We start from the raw sequence: 20,440 nt of genomic DNA, 5'->3' as shown, positions 1-20,440 counted from the left end.
TCGGCACCCGCGCCGAGATCGCACCACGCTGATCAGGAGATCCATTGGCAACCACCACTGCCAGGCGTCAGTCCACCGTCGTGGACGGCGCCGTCGCGAAGAACGCCGTCGTAGTGAAGAGCAAGGCCGAGCCGCAGCGGGACAAGGCCGCACCGCCGCGCTCGAACGGCCGTCGCAAGCACACCCACAACGAGGGCATCATCCCCCTGCTCGCGCGCGCCGTGCGCGAGGTCGAGGCCTCGGCCCAGCGCGGTAAGGCGAGCCCGGCCGGCCGCACGAAGTTCCACGTGATCGCGCTGCTCATGCGCGAGGAGCGCGCCCGCGTCAGGACCGACGAGAACGTGAGCGAGGCCGAGCGCTCCGAGACGCTGAAGCGCCTCGACGGCGTCGCGGCGATCCTCGCCAAGACCGCCGCCCGCGACACGAGCCTCATCACGCTGCTCGAACCCGCCGCCCCGGTCACGGAGGCGACCCGCCTGCTCAAGCGCAAGATGCTCACCCAGGCCGGCATCGAGCTGCCGGAGGACGAGCCGAGCAAGGCGGAGCCCGCCCGGGCACTCGTCCCGCCGGAGCTCGCCGAGCGCCAGGTCGAGCCCGCGGGCATCGACGCGCGGCTGCTCGCGAACCCGTTCCTCACCCCCGACCTCGCGCCTCCCAGGCAGCCGACCCCGGTGGTGCGCCTGGCCAACTGGGAGCTGTTGGGGCCGCTGCTCAAGTCGTTCGAGCAGGGCGGCGGGGGATCCGCGTGCATGGAGCTTCCCGAGCCCCCGGTGCCGGATCGCCTCGCCCCCGCCGGGCGCGAGCTGATGTCGCATCAGGCGCGCTTCCTCGCGAGCGTGGCCGAGGGCCACCGCAGCTTCCTGCTGGCCGACGAGCCGGGTCTCGGCAAGACGGCGCAGTCGGTGCTCGCCGCGAGCGTCTCGGGCGCGTATCCGCTGCTCGTGGTGGTGCCCAACGTCGTCAAGATGAACTGGGCGCGCGAGGTCGAGCGGTGGACGCCGCAGCGCCGCGTCACCGTCATCCACGGCGACGGCCAGGACATCGACGCCTTCGCCGACGTGTTCGTGGTCAACTACGAGATTCTCGACCGTCACCTCAGCTGGATCTCGCGCTTCGGCTTCAAGGGCATGGTGGTCGACGAGGCCCACATGATCAAGAACGTGCAGTCGCAGCGGTCGCGCAACGTGCTCGCCATCGCCGAGCGCATCCGCGAGCGCACCCCCGGCGTCTCGCCGCTGCTCATCGCGCTCACGGGAACCCCGCTCATCAACGACATCGACGACTTCCGCGCGATCTGGCGCTTCCTCGGCTGGACCGAGGCCGAGAAGCCCGGCCCGGAGCTCATGGCGCGGCTCGAGAACAACGGCTGGACGCCCGCCGACCCCGCGTTCTACCCCGAGGCGCGCCAGAGCGTCATCGACATGGGCATCGTGCGCCGCCGCAAGGTGGACGTCGCGGCCGATCTCCCCGCGAAGCGCGTGGTGGATCTGCCCGTCGAGCTCGACGACGAGGCGGGCCGGGGGATCCGCGAGGCCGAGGCGCAGCTGGCCCGCAAGCTGCTGGATCGCTTCCTCGCCGTCAAGCGCGGCAAGCTCGGGGAGAAGCTCAGCGACGACGCCATCATCCGCATGGTGTGCGCGCAGGAGCTCGAGGAGTCGAACGCGTCGGCCGACGGCATGAACGTGTTCACGATGGTGCGGCAGATCGGCCAGGCCAAGGCCTCACTCGCGGCCGACTACACGGCGCAGCTCGCGCGCTCGGTGGGCAAGGTGGTGTTCTTCGCCAAGCACATCGACGTGATGGATCGCGTGGAGGCGCAGCTCGCCGAGGCCGGCCTCAAGACCGTGTCGATCCGCGGCGACCAGACGGCGTCCTTCCGCCAGGAGCAGATCGACGCGTTCAACAAGGATCCCGAGGTGTCGGTGGTCGTGTGCTCGCTGACCGCGGCGGGCGTCGGGGTGAACCTGCAGGCCTCGTCGAACGTGGTGCTGGCCGAGCTCTCGTGGACGGATGCGGAGCAGACCCAGGCGATCGACCGCGTGCACCGCATCGGCCAGGACGAGCCGGTCACGGCGTGGCGCATCGTCGCCGCGCAGACGATCGATGCGAAGATCGCCGAGCTGATCGACGGCAAGGCCGGGCTCGCGGCACGCGCGCTCGACGGCGCAGCAGCACCGGCCGAGGACGCCGACTCGGTGCAGCTGCTCGCGCTCATGGGCGTGCTTCGTCGCGCGGTCGCCGAGGCGTAGCGGCGCCCGCCCGACGACGGTCCGACGGTGGCCGCTTCCGTACCGAATCTGGCGCTCATGCCCATGTCCGCCCGGATCCTGCCACCGCTACGATGGGTGTCGACGCCCATCTGATGCCGGCTTCTCGAGCATTGGCGAGGGGATGAGTGAGGAGGCCCATGCGCATCGGTGTGCTCTGCTCCGGCGGTGACAGCCCCGGCATGAACGCCGCGATCCGCGGCGCCGTGCTGCGCGGCGTCGAGGTGCACGGCTTCGAGATGGTCGGCTTCATGGACGGCTGGCGCGGATTCCACGAGGCCGACCTGGTGCAGCTGGACCGCCCGGCCGTGCGCGGCATCTCCCCCCTCGGCGGCGTGATCCTCGGCACCAGCCGGGTGCAGCCGTTCGTCGGCGGCCAGGGCGACGCCGCAGACATGCGGGTGATCCGGGATCGCATGCACGGGTACGGGCTCGACGGCTTTCTGCTCGTCGGCGGCAACGGCACGCAGACGGTCGCGAAGATGCTGAGCGACGCCGGCATCCGGGCGATCGGCCTTCCCAAGACCATCGACAACGACCTCGGCGGCACCGACTACACCTTCGGCTTCGACACCGCGGTCTCGATCGCCTCCGAGGCCATCGACCGGCTGCGCACCACGGGCGAGTCGCACCGCCGCTGCATGGTGCTCGAGGTGATGGGCCGCGGCGCCGGCTGGATCGCGCTGCACGCCGGCATGGCCGGAGGCGCGCAGGTCACCCTGATCCCCGAGCGTTCGGAGTCGATCGAGCAGATCTGCGACTGGGTGCTGAGCGTGCGGGATCGCGGCCGCTCCTCGCTCGTGGTCGTCGCCGAGGGGTTCAAGCTCGAGGGCTCCGAAGCGGAGGTGACCCGCGAGGGCCTCGACGGGTTCGGGCGGCCGCGGCTCGGCGGCGTCGCCGAAATGCTCGCCCCGCTCATCGAGCGCCGCACCGGCATCGAGACTCGAGCCACGGTGCTCGGGCACGTGCAGCGCGGCGGATCCCCCACGGCGTTCGACCGGGTGCTGGCGACGCGCACCGGCATCGCCGCCGCCGATGCCGCGCGGGCCGGGCAGTGGGGCACCATGGCCGGACTGCGCGGCGACCGCATCGAGATGGTGTCGCTCGAGGAGGCCGTGGGGCGGCTGAAGACCGTGCCCGAGGCCCGCTACGAGGAGGCGCGCCTCAACTTCGGGTAGGCGTCGTACGATTCGCCGACGCTTGCCGGGCCCGTTGGAGGGATGGCGCTCGGACAGCTGACGGCGGTTCGCATGCGCTGTACCGACCGCGGGTTGCGAGCGGCTCCCGAGAACTCTTGCGTTCAATCTTGTAAACGTATACAGTAAACGTATTCTGTAAACGTATTCAAGTGTGATGCGAGGTGGCATCGGAATGAGTTCGACGGCAGCAGGCTTCGCGGAGAGGTTCCGCAACCGGTTCAGTTCCTACATCGACGGTCGATTCATCGAAGACTCGGGCGAGCCTCAGGCGGTCGTCGATCCGAGCCGAGACCGAGTCTGGGCGGAGTTGCTCGTGGATCTGGACCAGGTGACGGTGGCTGTCGATGCGGCCGCAGCGGCTCAGTCGGCCGGATGGGCCGACTCCGCCGCAAAGCGATCGGAGACGCTTCGGGCGGTCGCGGCCCTGGTGGAGGCGGAGGCCGAGGCACTCGCAGAGTTTGAGACGCTCGCGACGGGCAAGCCCATCGCCGCCACGAGGGCCGAGGTCGTGCATGCGGCCGTCTGGTATCGCTACTACGCGTCGGTGATCGAGACCGAGCGGGAGCAGTCGCTGTCGCTCTCCGCGACGAAGAGCGCGCAGATCCGCCAGGAGCCCATCGGGGTGATCGGGGCGATCACCCCGTTCAATGGGGCGTTCTCGCTCGGAGCCTGGAAGTTCGCGCCCGCGCTCGCCGCCGGTAACGCCGTCGTGGTCAAGCCTCCCGTGGCCTCGAGTATCAGCACGCTCTTGCTCGCCGAGCTCATGACGCAGGCGGGCCTGCCCCCCGGCCTGTTCAATGTGGTGCTGGGCGACGCCGCTGTCGGTACCCGACTCGTCGACGATCCCCGTGTCGGTGCGGTGACCTTCACCGGCAGCACCGGCGTGGGCCGTGCTATCGGCGCCCGGGTGGCCGGGCGCATGGGGCGCTTCGTCTGCGAAGCCGGCGGTAAGTCCGCTCACATCGTGATGGATGATGCCGATCTCGCCAGCGCGGTCATCGCCGCGGCCCAGGGCGTCTTCAGTGGCAGCGGGCAGACCTGCGTAGCGGGCTCCCGGCTGCTCGTGCACCGCGATGTCTACGACGAGTTCGTCTCGCGCTTCGTCGCTCAAGCCTCGAAGCTCATGGTCGGCGATCCCATGAGCGAAGGTGTGCATCTCGGCCCCATCGCCACCGCGGCGCAGTACCGCAGAGTGCGCGACCTCATCGACGGAGCCGTTGCGGAGGGTGCCTCGGTGCTCCTCGACGGACGCGATCCCGATATCGCCTCCGGCGATGCGAACGGCTTCTGGGTCGGCCCGACCATCCTCGGCGACGTGGGGGAGGACGCCGTGATCTGCCGCACGGAGGTCTTCGGGCCGGTGGTCGTCGTACAGCGCGTCGACTCGTTCGACGAGGCGATCGTCCTGGCCAACGACAGCGATTTCGGCCTCGCGGCCGGCATATGGACCGGATCCCAGGCGCGGGCGCACGAGGCCGCCTCCCGGCTCGCCGCCGGCACCGTGTGGATCAACACCTATCGCGGCATGGACTGGCGCACACCGTTCGGCGGGTACAAGCAGTCCGGCCTCGGGCGAGAGAACGGCATCGAGGCGCTGCACGAGTTCCGCCAGTTCAAGACTGTCGTGCAGGATGTCGCCCCCGCCGTCGATCCGTTTGGCATCGCCTGAGCGGCCCGCCCCACCATGAGATCCAGACCCAAGACCAGAGCAAGGAGCTCCGAACAGATGTCAGAACACCTCGTCGTAGATTGCCTGGAGTACAGTGCCCCGACCCGTGAACGATTCCTCGAGTGGCAGCGCGGCCGCGTCGGCTGCGTGCACGTCACGATCTCAGTCTGGGAGACGGCTCGCGAGACGCTCTCGGTGCTCGGCAAGTGGAACGACCTCTTCGCCGAGAACGCCGACCTGATCGACCTTGCCCGCACGGTGGACGACATCAGGCGCATCAGCTCGGAGGGGCGCACCGCGGTCGTCTTTGGGTTCCAGAACACGACTGCGCTGGAAGACGACATCCGGCTGGTGCAAGTCTTCCACGACCTCGGGGTGCGAATCATCCAGCTCACCTACAACACGCAGAACAGCATCGCGGCCGGATGCTGGGAGGACGACGACTCCGGCCTGAGCACGCACGTCGGACGGGGCTTCGTGCGCGAGATGAACGACGTCGGCGTGCTCATCGACCTCTCCCACTGCTCAGAGCGGACCTGCCTCGAAACGATCGAGTACAGCGAGCGCCCCGTGGCGATCACACACGCGAACCCCATCGAGTTCGTGGGCTCCGACGTAGAGCTCAATCGCCGGCCCAAGTCCACTGAAGTGCTGAAGCGCCTTGCCGAATCCGGCGGAGTCGTCGGCCTCAGCCCCTACGTGCGCATGCTCAAGGGTGGCAAATCGGCCACTCTGCAGAGCTTCGTCGACATGACGCTCTGGACCATCGATACGATTGGCGTCGATCACGTGGCCTTCGGCACAGACTTCTACACTGGTTACGACGTCTCGATGGTCGAATGGTGGCGCGCTGGTCGCTGGGGACGCCGGAGCCCCGTCCCGATCGACTACGATGCGCCGGTGGTCGAGTGGCCCGACTGGTTCGATTCTCCCGAGGCTTTTCCGCAGGTGATCTCCGCGCTGTCCGACTCCGGCCTCGACGACGCCCGGCTCGGGCAGATCCTGGGCGGCAACTGGCTGCGCCTCTTCGGGCAGACGTTCTCGCCTACGAACGGATCTTGAACATGTCCCATCTCAAGCGCGCAGTCGTGATCGGAGGCGGTCACAACGGACTCGTGTGCGCCGCTTACCTCGCGCGCTCGGGAGTGCAGACCACGCTGGTCGAGCGCCGTTCCTCGCTCGGTGGAGCCGTAGGCTCATTCGAGTACCTCCCTGGTTATCGGGCAGCACTGACCAACTCACCGGGCTCGTTCGAGGGTCGCGTGATGACGGAACTCGAACTCGAGCGGCACGGATTGCGATTCCACCGGCCCGAGGTCACCGTCGCCCAGCGCTTCGAGGAGCGGACCTTCGTGGGGTTCCGCGACCGTAACCGGGTCGCCGAGCAGATCGAGGTCTTCCAAGCGGGCGAGTACGCGCGGTACCGCGGCCTCATCGACGACCTCAACGACCTCGGGTCCGTGATGGGACTCTCGGTGTGGCAACGGCCGGACTCCCTCGAGGAACTGCGGGCGCGCCTGCGGGGCGCCCCGCAGCGCGCGCTCTTCGAGCAGGTCTTCGACGGCTCGCTGATGGACCTGCTTGATGAGCGGTTGCGCTCTCCGCATGCGAAGTCGCTACTCATGATGCTCGCGCTGCCCGGCACGCTGCAGTCTCCCCGGGAGCGGGGATCCGCGCTCGGGTTGATGCTGCGCCCGTGGTCGATGGCCTCGCTCCTTCCCGGCGAGGACGACACCGCGGCGAGGTCTCCGCTGCGGGGATCCGTAGGAACGCCGATCGGTTCGATGTCCGCGATCATCGATGCACTCGAACGATCCGCTCGGGCTTCGGGCGTCCAGATCACGACCGGCTGTGCGGTCCGGGAGATCGTAAAGGACGGCGACGGGGTTCGCGGAGTCGCGCTCGAGGACGGCGGCATCATCGAAGCGGAGGCCGTGGTGTCTACAGTCGAACCCAGCCTGCTGCAGAGCGCGCTGCTGGATGATCCCGACGACCTCGTACTCGGTTATCGCGTACCGACGCCGACGGGCAGCGCCTACAAGCTCGCGCTCGCGCTCGACGGGCTTCCCGACGTCCCCGGCCTCCCGGACGACGTCGATCCTGAACAGGTGCTCGGGTCTCAGATCCGAATCGGTTCGTCGCCCGAGCACATCGAGCACGCCATCCTCGCCGGTCTCGAGGGGCGCGTCGCTGACGAGCCGATCATGTGGGGAATGGTCCCCTCGGTCGTCTCACCGCAACTCGCCCCGGAGGGGCGCCACCTCATGAGCGTCAACGTTTGGTACGCGCCTCATTCGCTCGGCGCGGAGTACTGGCGCAGGCACGGCGAGACCTTCGCCGCTCGCTGCGTCGCGCTGCTCGACGACCAGCTGCCCGGCCTGGCGGCTCGGGTGGCCGCGGTGAGGGGGCTTACCCCGTTCGACATCGAGGAAGAGTTCGCACTCACCGGAAGCAACATCACCCACGGCGAGATGACGCTCGAGCACTTCTTTGATCGGCGACCGCACCCTGCGGCCGCCGATGGGCGCGCCGCTCTTGACGGCCTGTACCTCGGTGGATCAGGAAGTTGGCCCGGCGGATATGTGACCGGTGTACCCGGGCGGAATGCCGCTCGGGCTGTGCTGCAAGATCTCGGCTTCGCCACTAGATAAAGAAGGAAGAACATGGAGTTTCTCATCAACATCAACATCGCATGGCCGGAGGCCATGAGCGACGAGGAGATTCGGGAGATCTCAGTCGCCGAACGGCAGCGGGCCGCGGAGTTCGCGGAGCAGGGGGCTCTCGTGCGCATGTGGCGTGTGCCGGGGCGCCGCGAGAACTGGGGCCTGTGGCGTGCGGGCGACCCGACGGAGATGCACGACGTCATCTCCTCCCTGCCGGCCTGGTCCTACATGCAGGTCCAAGTGATCCCGCTCGCGGACCATCCGATAGATCCCGTCCACCGGTAAAGTTATGGCTCTTTACTGAAATTCCTGAGAGGAAATGATCATGTCGCAGGGTGCAATTCCGTTGAATCCGAGGGCGCGTCGAGGGCACGAATCCAGTGTGACCGAGGTCGCCAAGGCCGCCGGGGTGTCGATCGCAACGGTGTCGCGGGTGATCAACCGGCCGGAGGTCGTGAGCGCGGCGACCCGGGAGCGAGTGCTCGCGGCGATGGAACATCTGCAGTTCAGCGTGAACCCGGCAGCCTCGGCGTTGCGCCGCGGCCACGGCAACATGATCACGGTGCTCGCCGCGAGCCTCAGCCAGCCCTGGTACACGAAGCTCATGCGAGCTCTGGAGCTTGAGATCGATGCAAGGGGTTTCACGATGATGCAGGTGGATCTGCAGCACGACCCGGCCGTGCTGCAGCGCATGCTGCAGACGAATGGCCGCCAGCTTTCCACGGGCCTCGTGCTCGCGACCGGCGACCTGCTCACGGACCGGGCCACGTTCGACGCGATCCGCTCCGTGCACGAGACCCACCCGCTGGTCGTGATCGGCCAGCACATCGAGGACGCCACCTGGCCGACAGTGCGGTTCACCGACGAGGAATGGGCGTACCGGGCTACGAAGGAGATGCTCGAGTCATCGGAAACGGTGGCGTTCCTCGGCAGGCTCGGCGGCTCATACCTCGCCTCGGAGCGCCTGGCCGGCTACCGCCGCGCGATGCAAGAGGTGGGCGTCTCCGACGAGGGACTCGTCTGGCGCATCGGCGACCGGGGCTATCAGACCGGTCTCGTCGAGGTGCTTGCTCGGATCGAGGCCGGCGAACTGCCGGAGGCGATCTTCGCCATCAACGACGAGCTCGCCCTCGGCGCCTCCCGGGCGCTGCTCACGGCAGGCTACCGCATCCCGGAGGACGTCGCGGTGATGGGCTTCGGTAACACCGAGTTCCTCGACTATGTGACGCCGACGCTCTCCTCGGTCGACGGCTCGGCGGCTGACGCGGCCCGCGTCGCTATCGAGGCGCTCTGGGCGCAGCTCGACGGCGAGGCCTACGACCCGCTCACGGTGCTGGAGCGCAGGATCGTGCACCGCGAATCCACCCGGCACCCTGAATCTTCCCGCACCACTCCATACCCACACGCAAAGGAGCGAACATGACTATGAGGAGAAGCCTGACGAGATGGATGCTCGCAGGCCTGATCGCGGTCCCACTCGCGATGAGCGGATGCACGGCCGGCGGTGGCTCGGCCGGCAGCGGAGCCGCTGCAGCCGAGACGATCGTGCTGGCGGCACAGGGTGAGGTGCCGCCCCTGGACCCGCAACGGCTCACCGGTACTATCGGCCTGCGCGTTTCCGACGCCATCTACGACACTCTGGTGCGGGAGAATCTGAGCGAGGCTACCAAGGGCGCCTCCAAGATCGCACCCGCGCTCGCCGAGAGCTGGGAAGTATCTGAGGACGGGCTCACCTATGACTTCACTATTCGCGGGGGCGTGACGTTCCACGACGGAACCGAGCTCACGGCGGAGGCGGTCAAGCTCAACTTCGATCGCATTCTGGACCCGGATTCGCCGGTGTACTCGGAGACGGCAGCGGCCAACATGAAGTTTCTCACGAGGTGGATCGCGAGCACGTCGGTGAAGGGCACCGGTGAGTTCACTGTCACGCTCTCGAACTCATTCCCCGAGTTCCTGGGCTTGCTCAGCGACCGCCGAATGGGCATCATCAGCCCCAAGCTGCTGCAGACCGCAGATGAAGATCAGATCGCCGCGACGCCGATCGGCACGGGCCCCTATTCCACCGACGGTATCGTTCAGGGCGAAGACATCCAGCTCGAACGGAACGCCGATTACTGGCGAGGCGAGCCTAAGACCCGGCGCCTCCTCTTCACCTCGATCTCGGATGCGAACACCATGGTCTCGGCGCTGCAGACGCGTCAGATCGATGTCATTCTCAGCGCGGGATCGGCGCAGGTCGCACAGCTCAAGGGAGACGAGTCGGTCACCGTCCAGTATCCGGATCCGGCGAACTCCTACTTCATCCGTCTCAACACCCGCGCCGCGGGGACGGACAATAAGCTTGTGCGTCAAGCGCTGAACTATGCGGTCGACCGTGAAGGTATCGCCGCGGTCATGAATGGACAGGCCTCGCCGCTCCCGGGAGCGATACCTGCGGGTAATCGTGCTTGGGATCCCACGGTGAACGACACGTACACCTACGACCCCGAACGGGCGAAGACGCTCCTACGGCAAGCGGGTGTGGACATGCCGCTTCAGATCAGCATCATGGCGCCAAGCGAAGGCCCCGGATTCTCTCAGGCGCGCGATGTGATGTCACTGGTGCAGGAGGATTTCGCAAAGGTCGGTGTCGAGCTCGATGTGCAGTTCATGGAATTCACCGCGATGGTGGCGGAAGAATCCGCCGGATACGCCGACGATATCGCTGGTTCGTTCAACGGGTGGACGACGGGTTCGGAGCTCGCGTACTGGCTTGAGAACATGTTCAGCCCCGATCTCATCCCGCCGACCGGTACGAACCGGGGCTGGTACCAGAATGTCGAACTCGGAAACGTGTTTGCGCAAGGTCGAGCGGAGCTCAACGACGACGCGCGCAACGCGATCTATCGCCAGGCGGCGGAGATCATCGATGAGGATGCCCCCTGGGTGTTCCTCTACCAGGATCGCCTGCCGCGCGCATTCGCGGCCAACGTATTGGGGCCCGTAGAAGCGCCAAGCGTGTACTTCGACTATTCGGTATTGCAGAAGTCCGAGTAGTGGTGCGCTGACCGGCTTATAGCGAGTGAAAACGAAGATTCAAAGGAGAAGATGACAATGATGCTTGGATGGCGAGCCAAGATAGGCCAGATCCGTCCCGCTACCGCGATCGAGGGGGCGGAGGAGTGGCGCTCGGTACAGGTGCCCGGCGTGGCGTACGCCGACGCACGCACGATCGTGCCTCGCGTCGACAAGGACGGACTGCAGGTCATGATGTCGCAGGTGCTGGAGGCATCGCGCCAGCTCGAGACCTCGAAAGTCGATCTCATTGTCCAATGCGGAGCACCGGGGACCTTCCTGGAGGGTCCCGATGCCGACGACAGAGTGACCCGGCAGATCCTTGAAGCCGTCGGGATCCCGGCGATCACCATGCACGCCTCGACAGTCAAGGGCCTGCAGGTGGTCGGCGCGAAGACCGTGGCCCTCGCAACGATCTACACGGAGGATGTGAACCAGGTGCTCGCCGAGAACCTGGAATATCACGGAATTCGGGTGACGTCTATCGAGGGCCTTGAGATGACCGATCCGTACCAGGCGAGTCTGCATGACATCGACAGCGCGTACCGTCTCGGTCGTGCCGCATATCGTAAGTCCGGGGGTGCCGATGCGACTTTGATTTCCTGCGGCACATACCGCACATTCGGCATGCTCCGGTATCTCGAGATGGATACGGGAGCACCGGTGATCACGAGCAACCAGGCGACGCTCTGGAACGCGTTCCGTACGCTCGGCCTTCCAGATCAGATCCCCGATCTCGGGGCCCTCTGGTCAGCAGCCTGAGCCCGCCGATACGGCCGGAGAAGGGAGACGCGTCATGAGCGCACAAGGCACCTCGGCGCCGCCGACCGGGCCTTTCCGGGCGTTGGCGCGACGCCGTGACGGGGGTGGCCGCCCGCGCGGCAGGGGAGTGGGGTGGGGCAACTGGGTCGGGTTTGCCATCCTCGCCGCGGTCTCCCTTCTTGCGGTCGGGGCTCAGTGGATCGCCCCTTACGATCCAGCCGCGGCCGATCCGCTGCAGAAGTTGCTGCCACCGTTGACAGAGGGGCACCTGCTCGGCACCGATGAACTCGGGCGCGACATGCTGAGCCGTCTCATCTACGGAGGCCGATTCGCGCTTTTCGTGGCGGTGGTGCCGACGGTGCTCTCGGCGGTCATCGGCGGTGTCATTGGTCTGCTGTCCGGCTACATCGGGGGCTGGCTCGACGCGCTCGTGATGCGCATCTTCGACATCATGTTCTCGTTTCCCGGCATCCTCCTCGCTCTTGGCATCGGTGCCGCTCTCGGCGCGGGAACCGGCTCGATGATCGTGGCTATGGTGGTCGTCACCATTCCGGAGACCGGTCGCGTGGTACGGGGAGCGGTGCTTGCCGTGCGCGAGGAACCCTATATCGAATCTGCCGTCACGCTTGGGCTCGGACGAGGCAGTATCGTGCTGCGTCATATCGCCCCGAACGTGCTGAACCCCATGATCGTCATGGCGTCGCTCCAGACGGGGAACAACGTGATCCTCGCCGCGAGCCTCAGCTTCCTGGGACTCGGAGCCAAACCGCCCACGGCCGACTGGGGCGGAATGCTGAGCGGCGGAAAGGCCGTTATGGTGACCTCGCCTCATGTCGCAACGCTGTCGGGCATCGCCATAGTGATCCTCGCAGTAGGCTTCAATCTCGCGGGCGATGCCCTGCGAGACAAGTTCGATCCTCGAACCCGCATCAGCGCGGTGCGCACGCTCGGAGGTCTCAAATGACACGCTTCATTCTCAAACGGCTGGCACAGCTGGTCCCGGTGTTGCTCGGTGTCACGCTCGCGGTCTTCCTGCTCCGGCAGATCATCCCGGGAGACGCGGTGGACGTGCTGCTCGGCGGCATGGCGAGTGAGGATGATCGTGCGGCCCTGCGTGACGAACTCGGGCTGAACCAGAACATCTTCGTGCAATATCTCACCTATCTCTGGGGTTTGCTGCGGGGCGATCTCGGTCGCTCGTCGACCTACAACGCCCCCGTGCTAGGAGTGCTCGTCGAGCGACTCGGGAACACGGCTATCATCGCGGTGCCGGCGGTTGTTCTCGCCTCGGTCGTCGGTGTCGTCGCGGGCGTCTGGGCCTCGCGAAAGCCCAACAGCTTCCGCGATCGCTCGGTCACGGTGAGCGTGCTCTTGCTGACGAGTATGCCGTCGTTCTGGCTGGGCATGCTGCTCATCATGCTCTTCAGCCTCACTCTTGGCTGGTTTCCTGTTAGCGGCATGCAGTCCCTCATCGGCGGGGGCGGATTTGCGGACGTGCTGCAGCACGCGATCCTGCCGATCCTCACGCTCGCCGCGTGGTCGCTCGCCGTGATCACTCGCATGACCCGCACTTCGATGCTCGGAGTGATGTCCAGCGACTACGTGCGCTCGGCGGTGGCCCGCGGACTCGCACCGCGGCAGGTCGTGTACGGGCACGCGCTGCCGAACGCGCTACCCGCCGTTATCACGGTCATCGGCCTGCAAGCGGGATTCCAGCTCAGCGGCGCAGTGCTCACAGAGACCGTGTTCTCCTGGCCGGGTATCGGGTTCGCGATGGCCTCGGCGATAACGAACCGCGACATGGCTCTGCTGCAAGGCGGGATCCTCTTCATCGCTGTCATCTTCGTGTTCATCAACTTCTTCGTCGATGTGCTGTACGCGGTGCTCAATCCGAAAGTCAAGGTGGACGCATGATCTCCAACGCCCCATCCGCTCCGCTGCTCAGCGTGCGGAACCTCGGCGTCAGCTTCTCCCGCAAGGGCCGGTCGGCTCCGGCCGTGCTGGATGCCGCCTTCGAGGTGCGCAGGGGAGAGGTCGTCGCGATTGTCGGGGAGTCCGGCTCGGGGAAGACGACCCTCGCCATGACCGTGCTCGGGCTGCTGGCGGGGAACGGCACGGTCACGAGCGGGTCGATAGAGTTCGACGGCGAGGAGATGCTCGGGGCAAGCGCCAAGCGCTGGACCGAGGTGCGGGGCAGCCGTATCGGGCTCGTACCCCAGGATCCGATGTCCAATCTCAACCCGATGAGGCGGATCGGAGATCAAGTCGGAGAGGTGCTGCTGCGCCACCGCAGAGCGACCAGGCGGAACCTCGAGAAAGAGTGCTGTCGGCTGCTCGAGCGTGCGGGCGTCTCAGACCCCCGCACGCGGTTGTACCAGTACCCGCACCAGCTCTCGGGCGGTCTCCGCCAGCGGGTGCTCATCGCGATTGGCACCGCGTGCGATCCGCAGCTGCTCATCGCCGACGAGCCGACGAGCGCGCTCGACGTGACCGTCTCAGCCCGGATCCTCGACCAGATCGCCGAGATCTCGCGCGCCGCGGGCATGGCTGTGCTGCTCATCACCCACGACCTGGGCCTTGCCGCCGAGCGAGCTGACCGTGTCATCGTCATGCAGCATGGACGAGTCGTTGAGACCGGTGAGGCGGCCCGGATCCTCTCGTCGCCCGAGCACCCCTATTCACGGCAACTCGTGGCCGCCGACCCGGGCGTGCGGGCGCGGATCGGCAGCTCGACGTTCAAAGCCCCTCGGTTCGATCCCGAAGATCGCATCGTCGAGATCGACGCGGTGAGCAAGATTTACCGGCGGCGGCGGCGCGACGAGCCCGTGCTCGCCAACACGGACGTCAGCCTCAGCGTGCCGAGGGGGAGCACCGTCGCTCTCGTCGGTGAGTCCGGCTCGGGCAAGACGACCGTCTCACGACTCATGTTGAAGCTTGAGGAGCCGAGCAGCGGCAGCCTGCACTTCGACGGCGTCGACATCATGGAGATGGACCGGACGCAGATCGCCGACTTCCGCAAGCGCGTGCAGCCTGTGTTCCAGGATCCGTATGCGTCTCTCAATCCGATGATGACCGTGCGCTCCATCGTGCGAGAAGGGCTGGATCATCACCGGATCGGGACCCGCACGGAACGTGACGGCCGAGTCGACCGGCTGCTCGAACAGGTCGGGCTGAAACCCGAGCTGGCATCGCGGCACCCGTCCGAGCTCTCCGGCGGTCAGCGGCAGCGGGTCGCCATCGCCAGAGCGATGTCAATGGAGCCTGAACTGCTGGTGTGCGATGAACCTGTATCGGCGCTCGACGTGGTCGTCCAAAGACAGGTGCTCGATCTGCTGCGCGAGCTTCAGCAGCAGAAAGGTTTGAGCTACCTCTTCATCACGCACGACCTCGCAGTGGTGCGAGAGTTCGCCGACATCGTCTATGTGATGCGCGGGGGAAGGATCGTCGAGTGGGCCGATACGCCCGCCATCTTCCAGCGCCCTCAAGACCCTTACACCTGGCAGCTGCTGGAATCGGCTGGCATGGCCGGTCCTCGAACGGTGTAACGATCCGCTAGGTACGATCCCGCATTCAACCCGCTCCCTGGGAGGAGTTTCCTTCGCAACCTGAGCGGGTGACGCGACGCGATTCATGATGAACTGGCGGTAATTTCGAACGATGAGTGAACGAACGGTGAACCGGCATCCGGCTTGACCTGCCGTAATCGAGGTGAAACCATGATGTACGGCGCGCGCGAGGCCGTTCCAGGCCGCCGGTACTCGGTGAACGGGAAGTGACTTCGCGGGTGTTCCCAGCACCCCCGATCCCGAACGAAAGACGCCGGTGGAACTCACTCTCATCGTGCTGCTGGTCATCGCACTGGCACTGTTCTTCGACTTCACCAACGGCTTCCACGACACCGCCAACGCGATGGCCACCCCCATCGCCACCGGTGCCATGAAGCCGAGGATCGCGGTGCTGCTCGCCGCGATCCTCAACCTCGTCGGCGCGTTCCTCTCGACCGAGGTGGCCAAGACGATCTCGGGCGGGCTCATCAACGAGGGCGACGGCGGGGTGCTCATCACCCCGGAGATGATCTTCGCGGGGCTCATCGGTGCCATCGTCTGGAACCTGCTGACCTGGCTCTACGGCCTGCCCTCCAGCTCGTCGCACGCGCTCTTCGGGGGCCTCATCGGCGCGGCCACCGTCGGCGCCGGCTTCGCCGCGATCAACGGGGGCGTGCTCCTCTCCAAGATCCTCATCCCGATGCTCGCCGCTCCGCTGACCGCGGGCATCGTCGCTTTCACCGCCACGCGCGTCGCCTATGCGATCACGCGCCGTCACGACGGCAGGAAGGACGGCCGCGGGCGCTTCCGCCACGCCCAGATCGCCTCCTCCTCGCTGATCGCACTGGCCCACGGCACCAACGACGCGCAGAAGACGATGGGAGTGATCACGCTCGCCCTCGTCGCCGCGAACCTGCAGGAACCGGGAACCGGGCCGCGTTTCTGGGTGATCGCCACGTGCGCCTTCGCCATCGCGCTCGGCACCTACTCGGGCGGCTGGCGCATCATCCGCACGCTCGGCGCGGGTCTCACCCAGGTCAAGCCAGCTCAGGGCTTCGCCGCCGAGACCAGCACGGCGGCCACGATCCTCGCCTCCAGCAACCTCGGCTTCGCGCTCTCCACGACGCAGGTGGCCTCCGGCTCCGTGATCGGCTCGGGTCTCGGGCGCCGCGGCTCGAGCGTGCGCTGGCGCACCGTCGGGCGCATCGGCCTCGGCTGGCTCTTCACGCTGCCCGCCTCGGGCGTCGTGGGTGCGCTGGCCGCGCTCATCGCGCAGCTCGGGCCCGTCGGCATCGCCATCGATACGGTGCTCGGCTTCGGGTTCATCCTCTTCATCTTCTGGCGCTCCCGGCACAACCGGGTCGATCACTCCAACGCGATCCCCGTGCCCGACGTGGCGGAGTCCGGCTACGCCGTGCGCATCCGCAAGGGCAAGGTGAAGCCCGTCAAGACCAAGACCGGCACCGTTCCGCGCCTCACCCCGGTGGCGCAGTCGGCCGTGCGCGACGACCTCGCCGCGCGCGAGGTCGAGCGGGCCGCCCGCGCGGCGGCTGCCGGTGAGACGACCGAGACCGGGAAGGGGGAGGGGCGATGAACATCGATTGGGTGGCGTTTCTCATCGTCTTCGTCGCCGCTCTCTGCTCCGCCGTGTTCGTGGTGATGCTCTACTCGCTCGGGATCCGCTTCCTCGCGACGCCCGCCCCGCGGGTTCGCCGAGCAGACGGCACCTTCGAACCCGACGGACCCTCGCGCGACGACGAGGACGACGACGTCGACGACGCCGGCCGGCCCCGCTGGGCGACCGTCGCCGCCAACGCCTGCTTCGGTCTGTCGGCGCTGGTCGTGCTGGTGGGGATCGTCCTCATCATCCCGACCCTCCGCTTCTGGTGACGCGAGGGCGGCCGATCGCCCCGTTCGAATCGAGGTGCGCCTTCTTGTGGTTCCCGCCGAACCGCAGCCCCCAAAAGGCGCACCTCGATGAGGTCTGGGGCCTGAGGGGCGGGGGTGCGAGGGGACGAGCGCCCGGCCGCTTCCCGCATCACGGAACCTACATGCGCGCGTGAGTAGGATTGTGCCGTGGAAGAGCGCAGAAGCGAGGCAGGCGGCGGCGCGCCCCGGGAGGCGGGCGACGCCGCGCAGGAACTCCCGCTCGGAATCAGGGTCGCCGCGGCGTGGTCGTGGCGCCTGATCATCATTGGGCTCGCCCTCGCCGGGTTCCTGTGGCTCGTGGTGCAGGTGCGCATCATCGTGATCCCGGTGCTCATCGCGATCCTGCTCACCGCGCTGCTCGCGCCGGTGGTGCAGTGGTTCGCGCGCCAGGGCGCTCCCCGGTGGATGGGCGTGATAACGGCGATCGCCGTCTTCGTCGCGGCGGTGTGGATCCTCGTCACGCTCATCACGACGCAGCTGCGCGAGGGCTTCGACGACGTCGCCAGGCGTTCGGAGGAGGTCTGGTGGCAGGCGCTGCGCTGGGTGGAGGCGACCTTCGGCGTCTCGGCCGGTGAGATCAAGACGTTCACCGATCAGCTCTGGAGGACCGTCGAGGAGAACCAGTCCGAGATCTGGAGCGGTGCGCTCGGCGTCGCGACCACCGCGGGTCAGCTCGTCACGGGCGCGCTGCTCACGATGTTCTCGCTCATCTTCATGCTCATCGACGGCAAGCGCATCTGGTTCTGGGTGATCGGCTTTCTGCCTGCCAAAGCGCACGCCGCCGTCGACGCGGCCGGCCGGGCGGGCTGGGTCTCCGTCGGCCAGTACGTTCGGGTGCAGATCTTCGTCGCGTTCGTGGACGCCGTCGGCATCGGCGCCGGCGCGGCTCTGCTCGGAGTGCCGCTCGCGATCCCGATCGCGATCCTCGTGTTCCTGGGATCCTTCATACCGTTCCTCGGCGCCATCACCACCGGCGTCCTCGCCGCCTTCATCGCGCTCGTCTACAACGGGCCCGTGAACGCGCTCATCATGCTGGGCGTGGTGATCCTCGTCAACCAGATCGAGGGCCACGTGCTGCAGCCGTTGGTCATGGGCAGTGCCGTCAAAGTGCACCCGCTGGGCGTGGTGCTCGCCGTGTCGACGGGCGCGCTCCTCGCGGGTGTTCCCGGTGCACTGTTCGCGGTGCCCATCGCGGCATCGGCCAACTCCATCGTCAACACGCTGGTGAGCAGGGAATGGGTTCCCGGATCGGACCCCGTCGCCGAGTATCACCGGCGCGACAAGATTCACCGGAGGGCCCGGCACCGGGTCCGCGCGCTCGCGCGACTGCGGCGCAAGGAAGGACAGTCATGACCCAGGCTCAACCGGCTCTCGAGCTGGAGGATTTCGAGCGCGCGCTCAAGGTGGTGCACCGGGTGACTCAGCGTACGCCGCTGGAGTCTTCGCGGTATCTCGCCGAGATCCTCGGAGTGCCCAAGGTCTACCTGAAGTGCGAGAATCTGCAGCGCACAGGGGCCTACAAGCTGCGCGGAGCCTACAACCGGCTCTCGCAGCTGTCGGACGATGAGCGCGCTCGGGGCGTCGTGGCGGCGTCGGCCGGAAACCACGCGCAGGGCGTGGCGTTCGCGGCGCGAGAGCTCGGGATCAAGGCGACCATCTTCATGCCGCTCGGCGTGGCCCTGCCCAAGCTGCAGGCGACCCGCGGCTACGGGGCCGAGGTCGTGCTCGAGGGGGCCACGTTCGACGAGACGAACCGGGCGGCTCAGCGATTCGTGGGCGAGACGGGGGCGCTGTTCGTGCCGCCCTTCGACGATGCGGCCGTGATCGAGGGCCAGGGGACCGTCGCGCTCGAGATGCTCGAGGCGGCCCCCGAGATCGAGACCATCATCGTGCCCGTCGGCGGAGGCGGGCTGATCTCCGGCGTGGCGGCCGCGGCGAAGCAGCGGGCAGCGCGCGACGGGCGGCCGTTGCGCATCGTCGGCGTGCAGTCGGAGAACGCGGCGCCGTTCAGGCCCTCGCTCAAGGCGGGGAGGCCGGTGACCACCGAGACCCGTCCCACGATCGCCGACGGCATCGCCGTGGCGCGGCCGGGCGACCTGAACTTCGAGATGGTGCGCGAGTACGTCGATGAGGTGGTCACCGTGAGCGACGACGACATCGCGCGCGCCATCGTCATGCTGCTCGAGCGAGCCAAACTGGTCGTCGAACCGGCGGGCGCCGCCGGCGTGGCGGCGATCCTCGCGGGCAAGGCGCACGTCAGCGGGGTCACGGCGACGATCCTCTCCGGGGGCAACATCGATCCGCTGCTGCTGCAGCGGGTGATCGGGCACGGTCTCGCCGCCTCGGCCCGGTACCTCAAGCTGCGCATCCTGCTGCCCGACATGCCGGGCCAGCTCGTGCGCACGGCATCGATCGTCGCGGCGCAGAACGCGAATGTGGTCGAGGTGATCCACACCCGGCACGCGACCGAGCTGCCCATCAGCGAGGTCGAACTCGAACTGCACATCGAGACGCGCGGCCACGAGCACGGCGACACGGTCGCCCAGGCGCTGCGCGACGCCGGGTACACCGTGAGGGTCGGCGAGCGGTACTGAGCGCCGGGCTCCGGGCTGGAGGCGCCGTTCAGCCGAGCGGGCACCCCGCTTGCGCCGCGAACAGGCGGATCGCGCGCTGCGCATCGGCGACCGTGATGCTGCCGCCCGCCACGATGTGGAGCCCGTAGGCGTCCTCGAGGGCGACGAAGTTCATGGCGGTGTCCTCGAGCGGCCCGGTGAGTGCGAACTCGCCGGCGGCCGCGCCCTCCTCGAGGATGCCGCGGTAGAGGTCGAGCTGCTCGCGGTAGAGCCGCTGCACCAGCTCGTCGTGCAGCGGCGATTTGCCCGCGAGCACGTCGAACTCGTAGAGCAGCCGCATGAGCGCGTCGTCCGGGCCGTCGGGCAGGCCCGCCTCGATGGCGGTGGCGAGCTTCGCCGGCGCGCCTCGCCGCTGCGCCACGAGCGCTGCGCGATCCTCGCCGACGCGCCGCATGCCCGCGGCGTGGGCCTCGACGAGGATCGCCTCGAGGTCCTCGTAGTAGTACAGCAGGGCCCCGCGCGTCACCCCCGCCTGGTTCGCGACGTCGGTGAGCGAGAGGTTGCGCAGTCCGTGCTCGGCCGCGGCCTCGAGTGCGGCCTCGATGACCTCCATGCGGCGCCGCTTCTGCGTGCTCGGTCGTGCCATGCCTGCCAGTATGCCAGTATGACAGGCCCGTTCTGCCGCTCGTGTCCTGTCACCGTCGTGTCCTGTCGCCTCTGCCCGTCCTGCCTCGTCGCCTGCCCCGCCGCCTCAGCCGTCGCCCCCGCCCCTCCCC

Annotated in this window: 17 protein-coding genes; 16 read left to right on the top strand and 1 reads right to left on the bottom strand. The window is 67.5% G+C overall.

Features of this window, described 5'->3' with window-relative positions; genetic code table 11:
- Nucleotides 1–113 precede the first annotated feature (113 nt).
- The 16 genes from D1J51_RS02640 (at nucleotide 114) to ilvA (ending at nucleotide 19,685) form a co-directional block, all read left to right on the top strand.
- Nucleotides 114–2,249: a DEAD/DEAH box helicase gene (locus tag D1J51_RS02640; RefSeq protein WP_119073843.1), complete on the top strand. Its 2,136-nt coding sequence runs from the start codon at nucleotides 114–116 to the stop codon at nucleotides 2,247–2,249.
- 158 nt (nucleotides 2,250–2,407) lie between these two features.
- Nucleotides 2,408–3,445 (top strand): 6-phosphofructokinase, encoded by a 1,038-nt coding sequence (locus D1J51_RS02635; RefSeq protein WP_119073629.1) that lies wholly within the window; start codon nucleotides 2,408–2,410, stop codon nucleotides 3,443–3,445.
- 193 nt (nucleotides 3,446–3,638) lie between these two features.
- The gene (locus tag D1J51_RS02630; RefSeq protein ID WP_119073628.1) at nucleotides 3,639–5,135 is read left to right on the top strand and encodes an aldehyde dehydrogenase family protein; all 1,497 of its coding nucleotides are present in this window, start codon (nucleotides 3,639–3,641) and stop codon (nucleotides 5,133–5,135) included.
- Between the two features lie 57 nt (nucleotides 5,136–5,192).
- The gene (locus D1J51_RS02625) at nucleotides 5,193–6,197 is read left to right on the top strand and encodes a membrane dipeptidase (RefSeq protein WP_119073627.1); all 1,005 of its coding nucleotides are present in this window, start codon (nucleotides 5,193–5,195) and stop codon (nucleotides 6,195–6,197) included.
- Nucleotides 6,198–6,199: 2 nt separating this feature from the next.
- Complete coding sequence (locus tag D1J51_RS02620) at nucleotides 6,200–7,786, top strand: phytoene desaturase family protein (protein WP_119073626.1); 1,587 nt, start codon at nucleotides 6,200–6,202, stop codon at nucleotides 7,784–7,786.
- A 12-nt stretch (nucleotides 7,787–7,798) separates the two neighbouring features.
- On the top strand, nucleotides 7,799–8,083 hold the full coding sequence (locus D1J51_RS02615) for a muconolactone Delta-isomerase (protein ID WP_119073625.1): 285 nt from the start codon (nucleotides 7,799–7,801) through the stop codon (nucleotides 8,081–8,083).
- Between the two features lie 97 nt (nucleotides 8,084–8,180).
- Nucleotides 8,181–9,221 carry a LacI family DNA-binding transcriptional regulator gene (locus D1J51_RS02610; protein WP_162903626.1) on the top strand — a complete coding sequence of 347 codons (1,041 nt, stop codon included), beginning with the start codon at nucleotides 8,181–8,183 and terminating at the stop codon, nucleotides 9,219–9,221.
- A 26-nt stretch (nucleotides 9,222–9,247) separates the two neighbouring features.
- Complete coding sequence (locus D1J51_RS02605) at nucleotides 9,248–10,837, top strand: ABC transporter substrate-binding protein (protein WP_162903625.1); 1,590 nt, start codon at nucleotides 9,248–9,250, stop codon at nucleotides 10,835–10,837.
- A 51-nt stretch (nucleotides 10,838–10,888) separates the two neighbouring features.
- Nucleotides 10,889–11,617 (top strand): maleate cis-trans isomerase family protein, encoded by a 729-nt coding sequence (locus D1J51_RS02600; RefSeq protein WP_205547666.1) that lies wholly within the window; start codon nucleotides 10,889–10,891, stop codon nucleotides 11,615–11,617.
- A gap of 34 nt (nucleotides 11,618–11,651) precedes the next feature.
- Entirely contained in the window at nucleotides 11,652–12,581 is a 930-nt protein-coding gene (locus D1J51_RS02595) for an ABC transporter permease (protein WP_119073621.1), read from the top strand.
- Entirely contained in the window at nucleotides 12,578–13,531 is a 954-nt protein-coding gene (locus tag D1J51_RS02590) for an ABC transporter permease (RefSeq protein ID WP_119073620.1), read from the top strand. Before D1J51_RS02595 ends, D1J51_RS02590 begins: the two co-directional genes overlap by 4 nt.
- Nucleotides 13,528–15,162 (top strand): dipeptide ABC transporter ATP-binding protein, encoded by a 1,635-nt coding sequence (locus D1J51_RS02585; protein ID WP_119073619.1) that lies wholly within the window; start codon nucleotides 13,528–13,530, stop codon nucleotides 15,160–15,162. Before D1J51_RS02590 ends, D1J51_RS02585 begins: the two co-directional genes overlap by 4 nt.
- A 277-nt stretch (nucleotides 15,163–15,439) precedes the next feature.
- Nucleotides 15,440–16,756 carry an inorganic phosphate transporter gene (locus D1J51_RS02580; protein WP_119073618.1) on the top strand — a complete coding sequence of 439 codons (1,317 nt, stop codon included), beginning with the start codon at nucleotides 15,440–15,442 and terminating at the stop codon, nucleotides 16,754–16,756.
- Entirely contained in the window at nucleotides 16,753–17,052 is a 300-nt protein-coding gene (locus D1J51_RS02575) for a hypothetical protein (RefSeq protein WP_119073617.1), read from the top strand. Before D1J51_RS02580 ends, D1J51_RS02575 begins: the two co-directional genes overlap by 4 nt.
- A gap of 186 nt (nucleotides 17,053–17,238) precedes the next feature.
- The gene (locus tag D1J51_RS02570; RefSeq protein WP_119073616.1) at nucleotides 17,239–18,444 is read left to right on the top strand and encodes an AI-2E family transporter; all 1,206 of its coding nucleotides are present in this window, start codon (nucleotides 17,239–17,241) and stop codon (nucleotides 18,442–18,444) included.
- The gene (ilvA, locus tag D1J51_RS02565; RefSeq protein ID WP_119073615.1) at nucleotides 18,441–19,685 is read left to right on the top strand and encodes a threonine ammonia-lyase; all 1,245 of its coding nucleotides are present in this window, start codon (nucleotides 18,441–18,443) and stop codon (nucleotides 19,683–19,685) included. Before D1J51_RS02570 ends, ilvA begins: the two co-directional genes overlap by 4 nt.
- Nucleotides 19,686–19,713: 28 nt before the next feature.
- On the opposite strand, the gene D1J51_RS02560 is transcribed toward ilvA, so the two are convergent.
- Complete coding sequence (locus D1J51_RS02560) at nucleotides 19,714–20,310, bottom strand: TetR/AcrR family transcriptional regulator (RefSeq protein WP_119073614.1); 597 nt, start codon at nucleotides 20,308–20,310, stop codon at nucleotides 19,714–19,716.
- Nucleotides 20,311–20,440 lie beyond the last annotated feature (130 nt).

Origin of the sequence: Leucobacter sp. wl10 (assembly GCF_003569785.1) — a bacterium.
In the GTDB taxonomy this organism is placed as follows: domain Bacteria; phylum Actinomycetota; class Actinomycetes; order Actinomycetales; family Microbacteriaceae; genus Leucobacter.
This window is presented reverse-complemented; position numbering and strand designations above follow the sequence as displayed.

What these genes read in the sequence shown, in the direction of transcription:
- D1J51_RS02635 (WP_119073629.1), top strand. Translation starts at nt 2,408, where the DNA reads ATGCGCATCGGTGTGCTCTGCTCCGGCGGTGACAGCCCCGGCATGAAC.
- D1J51_RS02630 (WP_119073628.1), top strand. Translation starts at nt 3,639, where the DNA reads ATGAGTTCGACGGCAGCAGGCTTCGCGGAGAGGTTCCGCAACCGGTTC.
- D1J51_RS02605 (WP_162903625.1), top strand. Translation starts at nt 9,248, where the DNA reads ATGCTCGCAGGCCTGATCGCGGTCCCACTCGCGATGAGCGGATGCACG.
- D1J51_RS02615 (WP_119073625.1), top strand. Translation starts at nt 7,799, where the DNA reads ATGGAGTTTCTCATCAACATCAACATCGCATGGCCGGAGGCCATGAGC.
- D1J51_RS02600 (WP_205547666.1), top strand. Translation starts at nt 10,889, where the DNA reads ATGACAATGATGCTTGGATGGCGAGCCAAGATAGGCCAGATCCGTCCC.
- D1J51_RS02560 (WP_119073614.1), bottom strand. Translation starts at nt 20,310, where the DNA reads ATGGCACGACCGAGCACGCAGAAGCGGCGCCGCATGGAGGTCATCGAG.
- D1J51_RS02625 (WP_119073627.1), top strand. Translation starts at nt 5,193, where the DNA reads ATGTCAGAACACCTCGTCGTAGATTGCCTGGAGTACAGTGCCCCGACC.
- D1J51_RS02595 (WP_119073621.1), top strand. Translation starts at nt 11,652, where the DNA reads ATGAGCGCACAAGGCACCTCGGCGCCGCCGACCGGGCCTTTCCGGGCG.
- ilvA (WP_119073615.1), top strand. Translation starts at nt 18,441, where the DNA reads ATGACCCAGGCTCAACCGGCTCTCGAGCTGGAGGATTTCGAGCGCGCG.
- D1J51_RS02620 (WP_119073626.1), top strand. Translation starts at nt 6,200, where the DNA reads ATGTCCCATCTCAAGCGCGCAGTCGTGATCGGAGGCGGTCACAACGGA.
- D1J51_RS02575 (WP_119073617.1), top strand. Translation starts at nt 16,753, where the DNA reads ATGAACATCGATTGGGTGGCGTTTCTCATCGTCTTCGTCGCCGCTCTC.
- D1J51_RS02585 (WP_119073619.1), top strand. Translation starts at nt 13,528, where the DNA reads ATGATCTCCAACGCCCCATCCGCTCCGCTGCTCAGCGTGCGGAACCTC.
- D1J51_RS02590 (WP_119073620.1), top strand. Translation starts at nt 12,578, where the DNA reads ATGACACGCTTCATTCTCAAACGGCTGGCACAGCTGGTCCCGGTGTTG.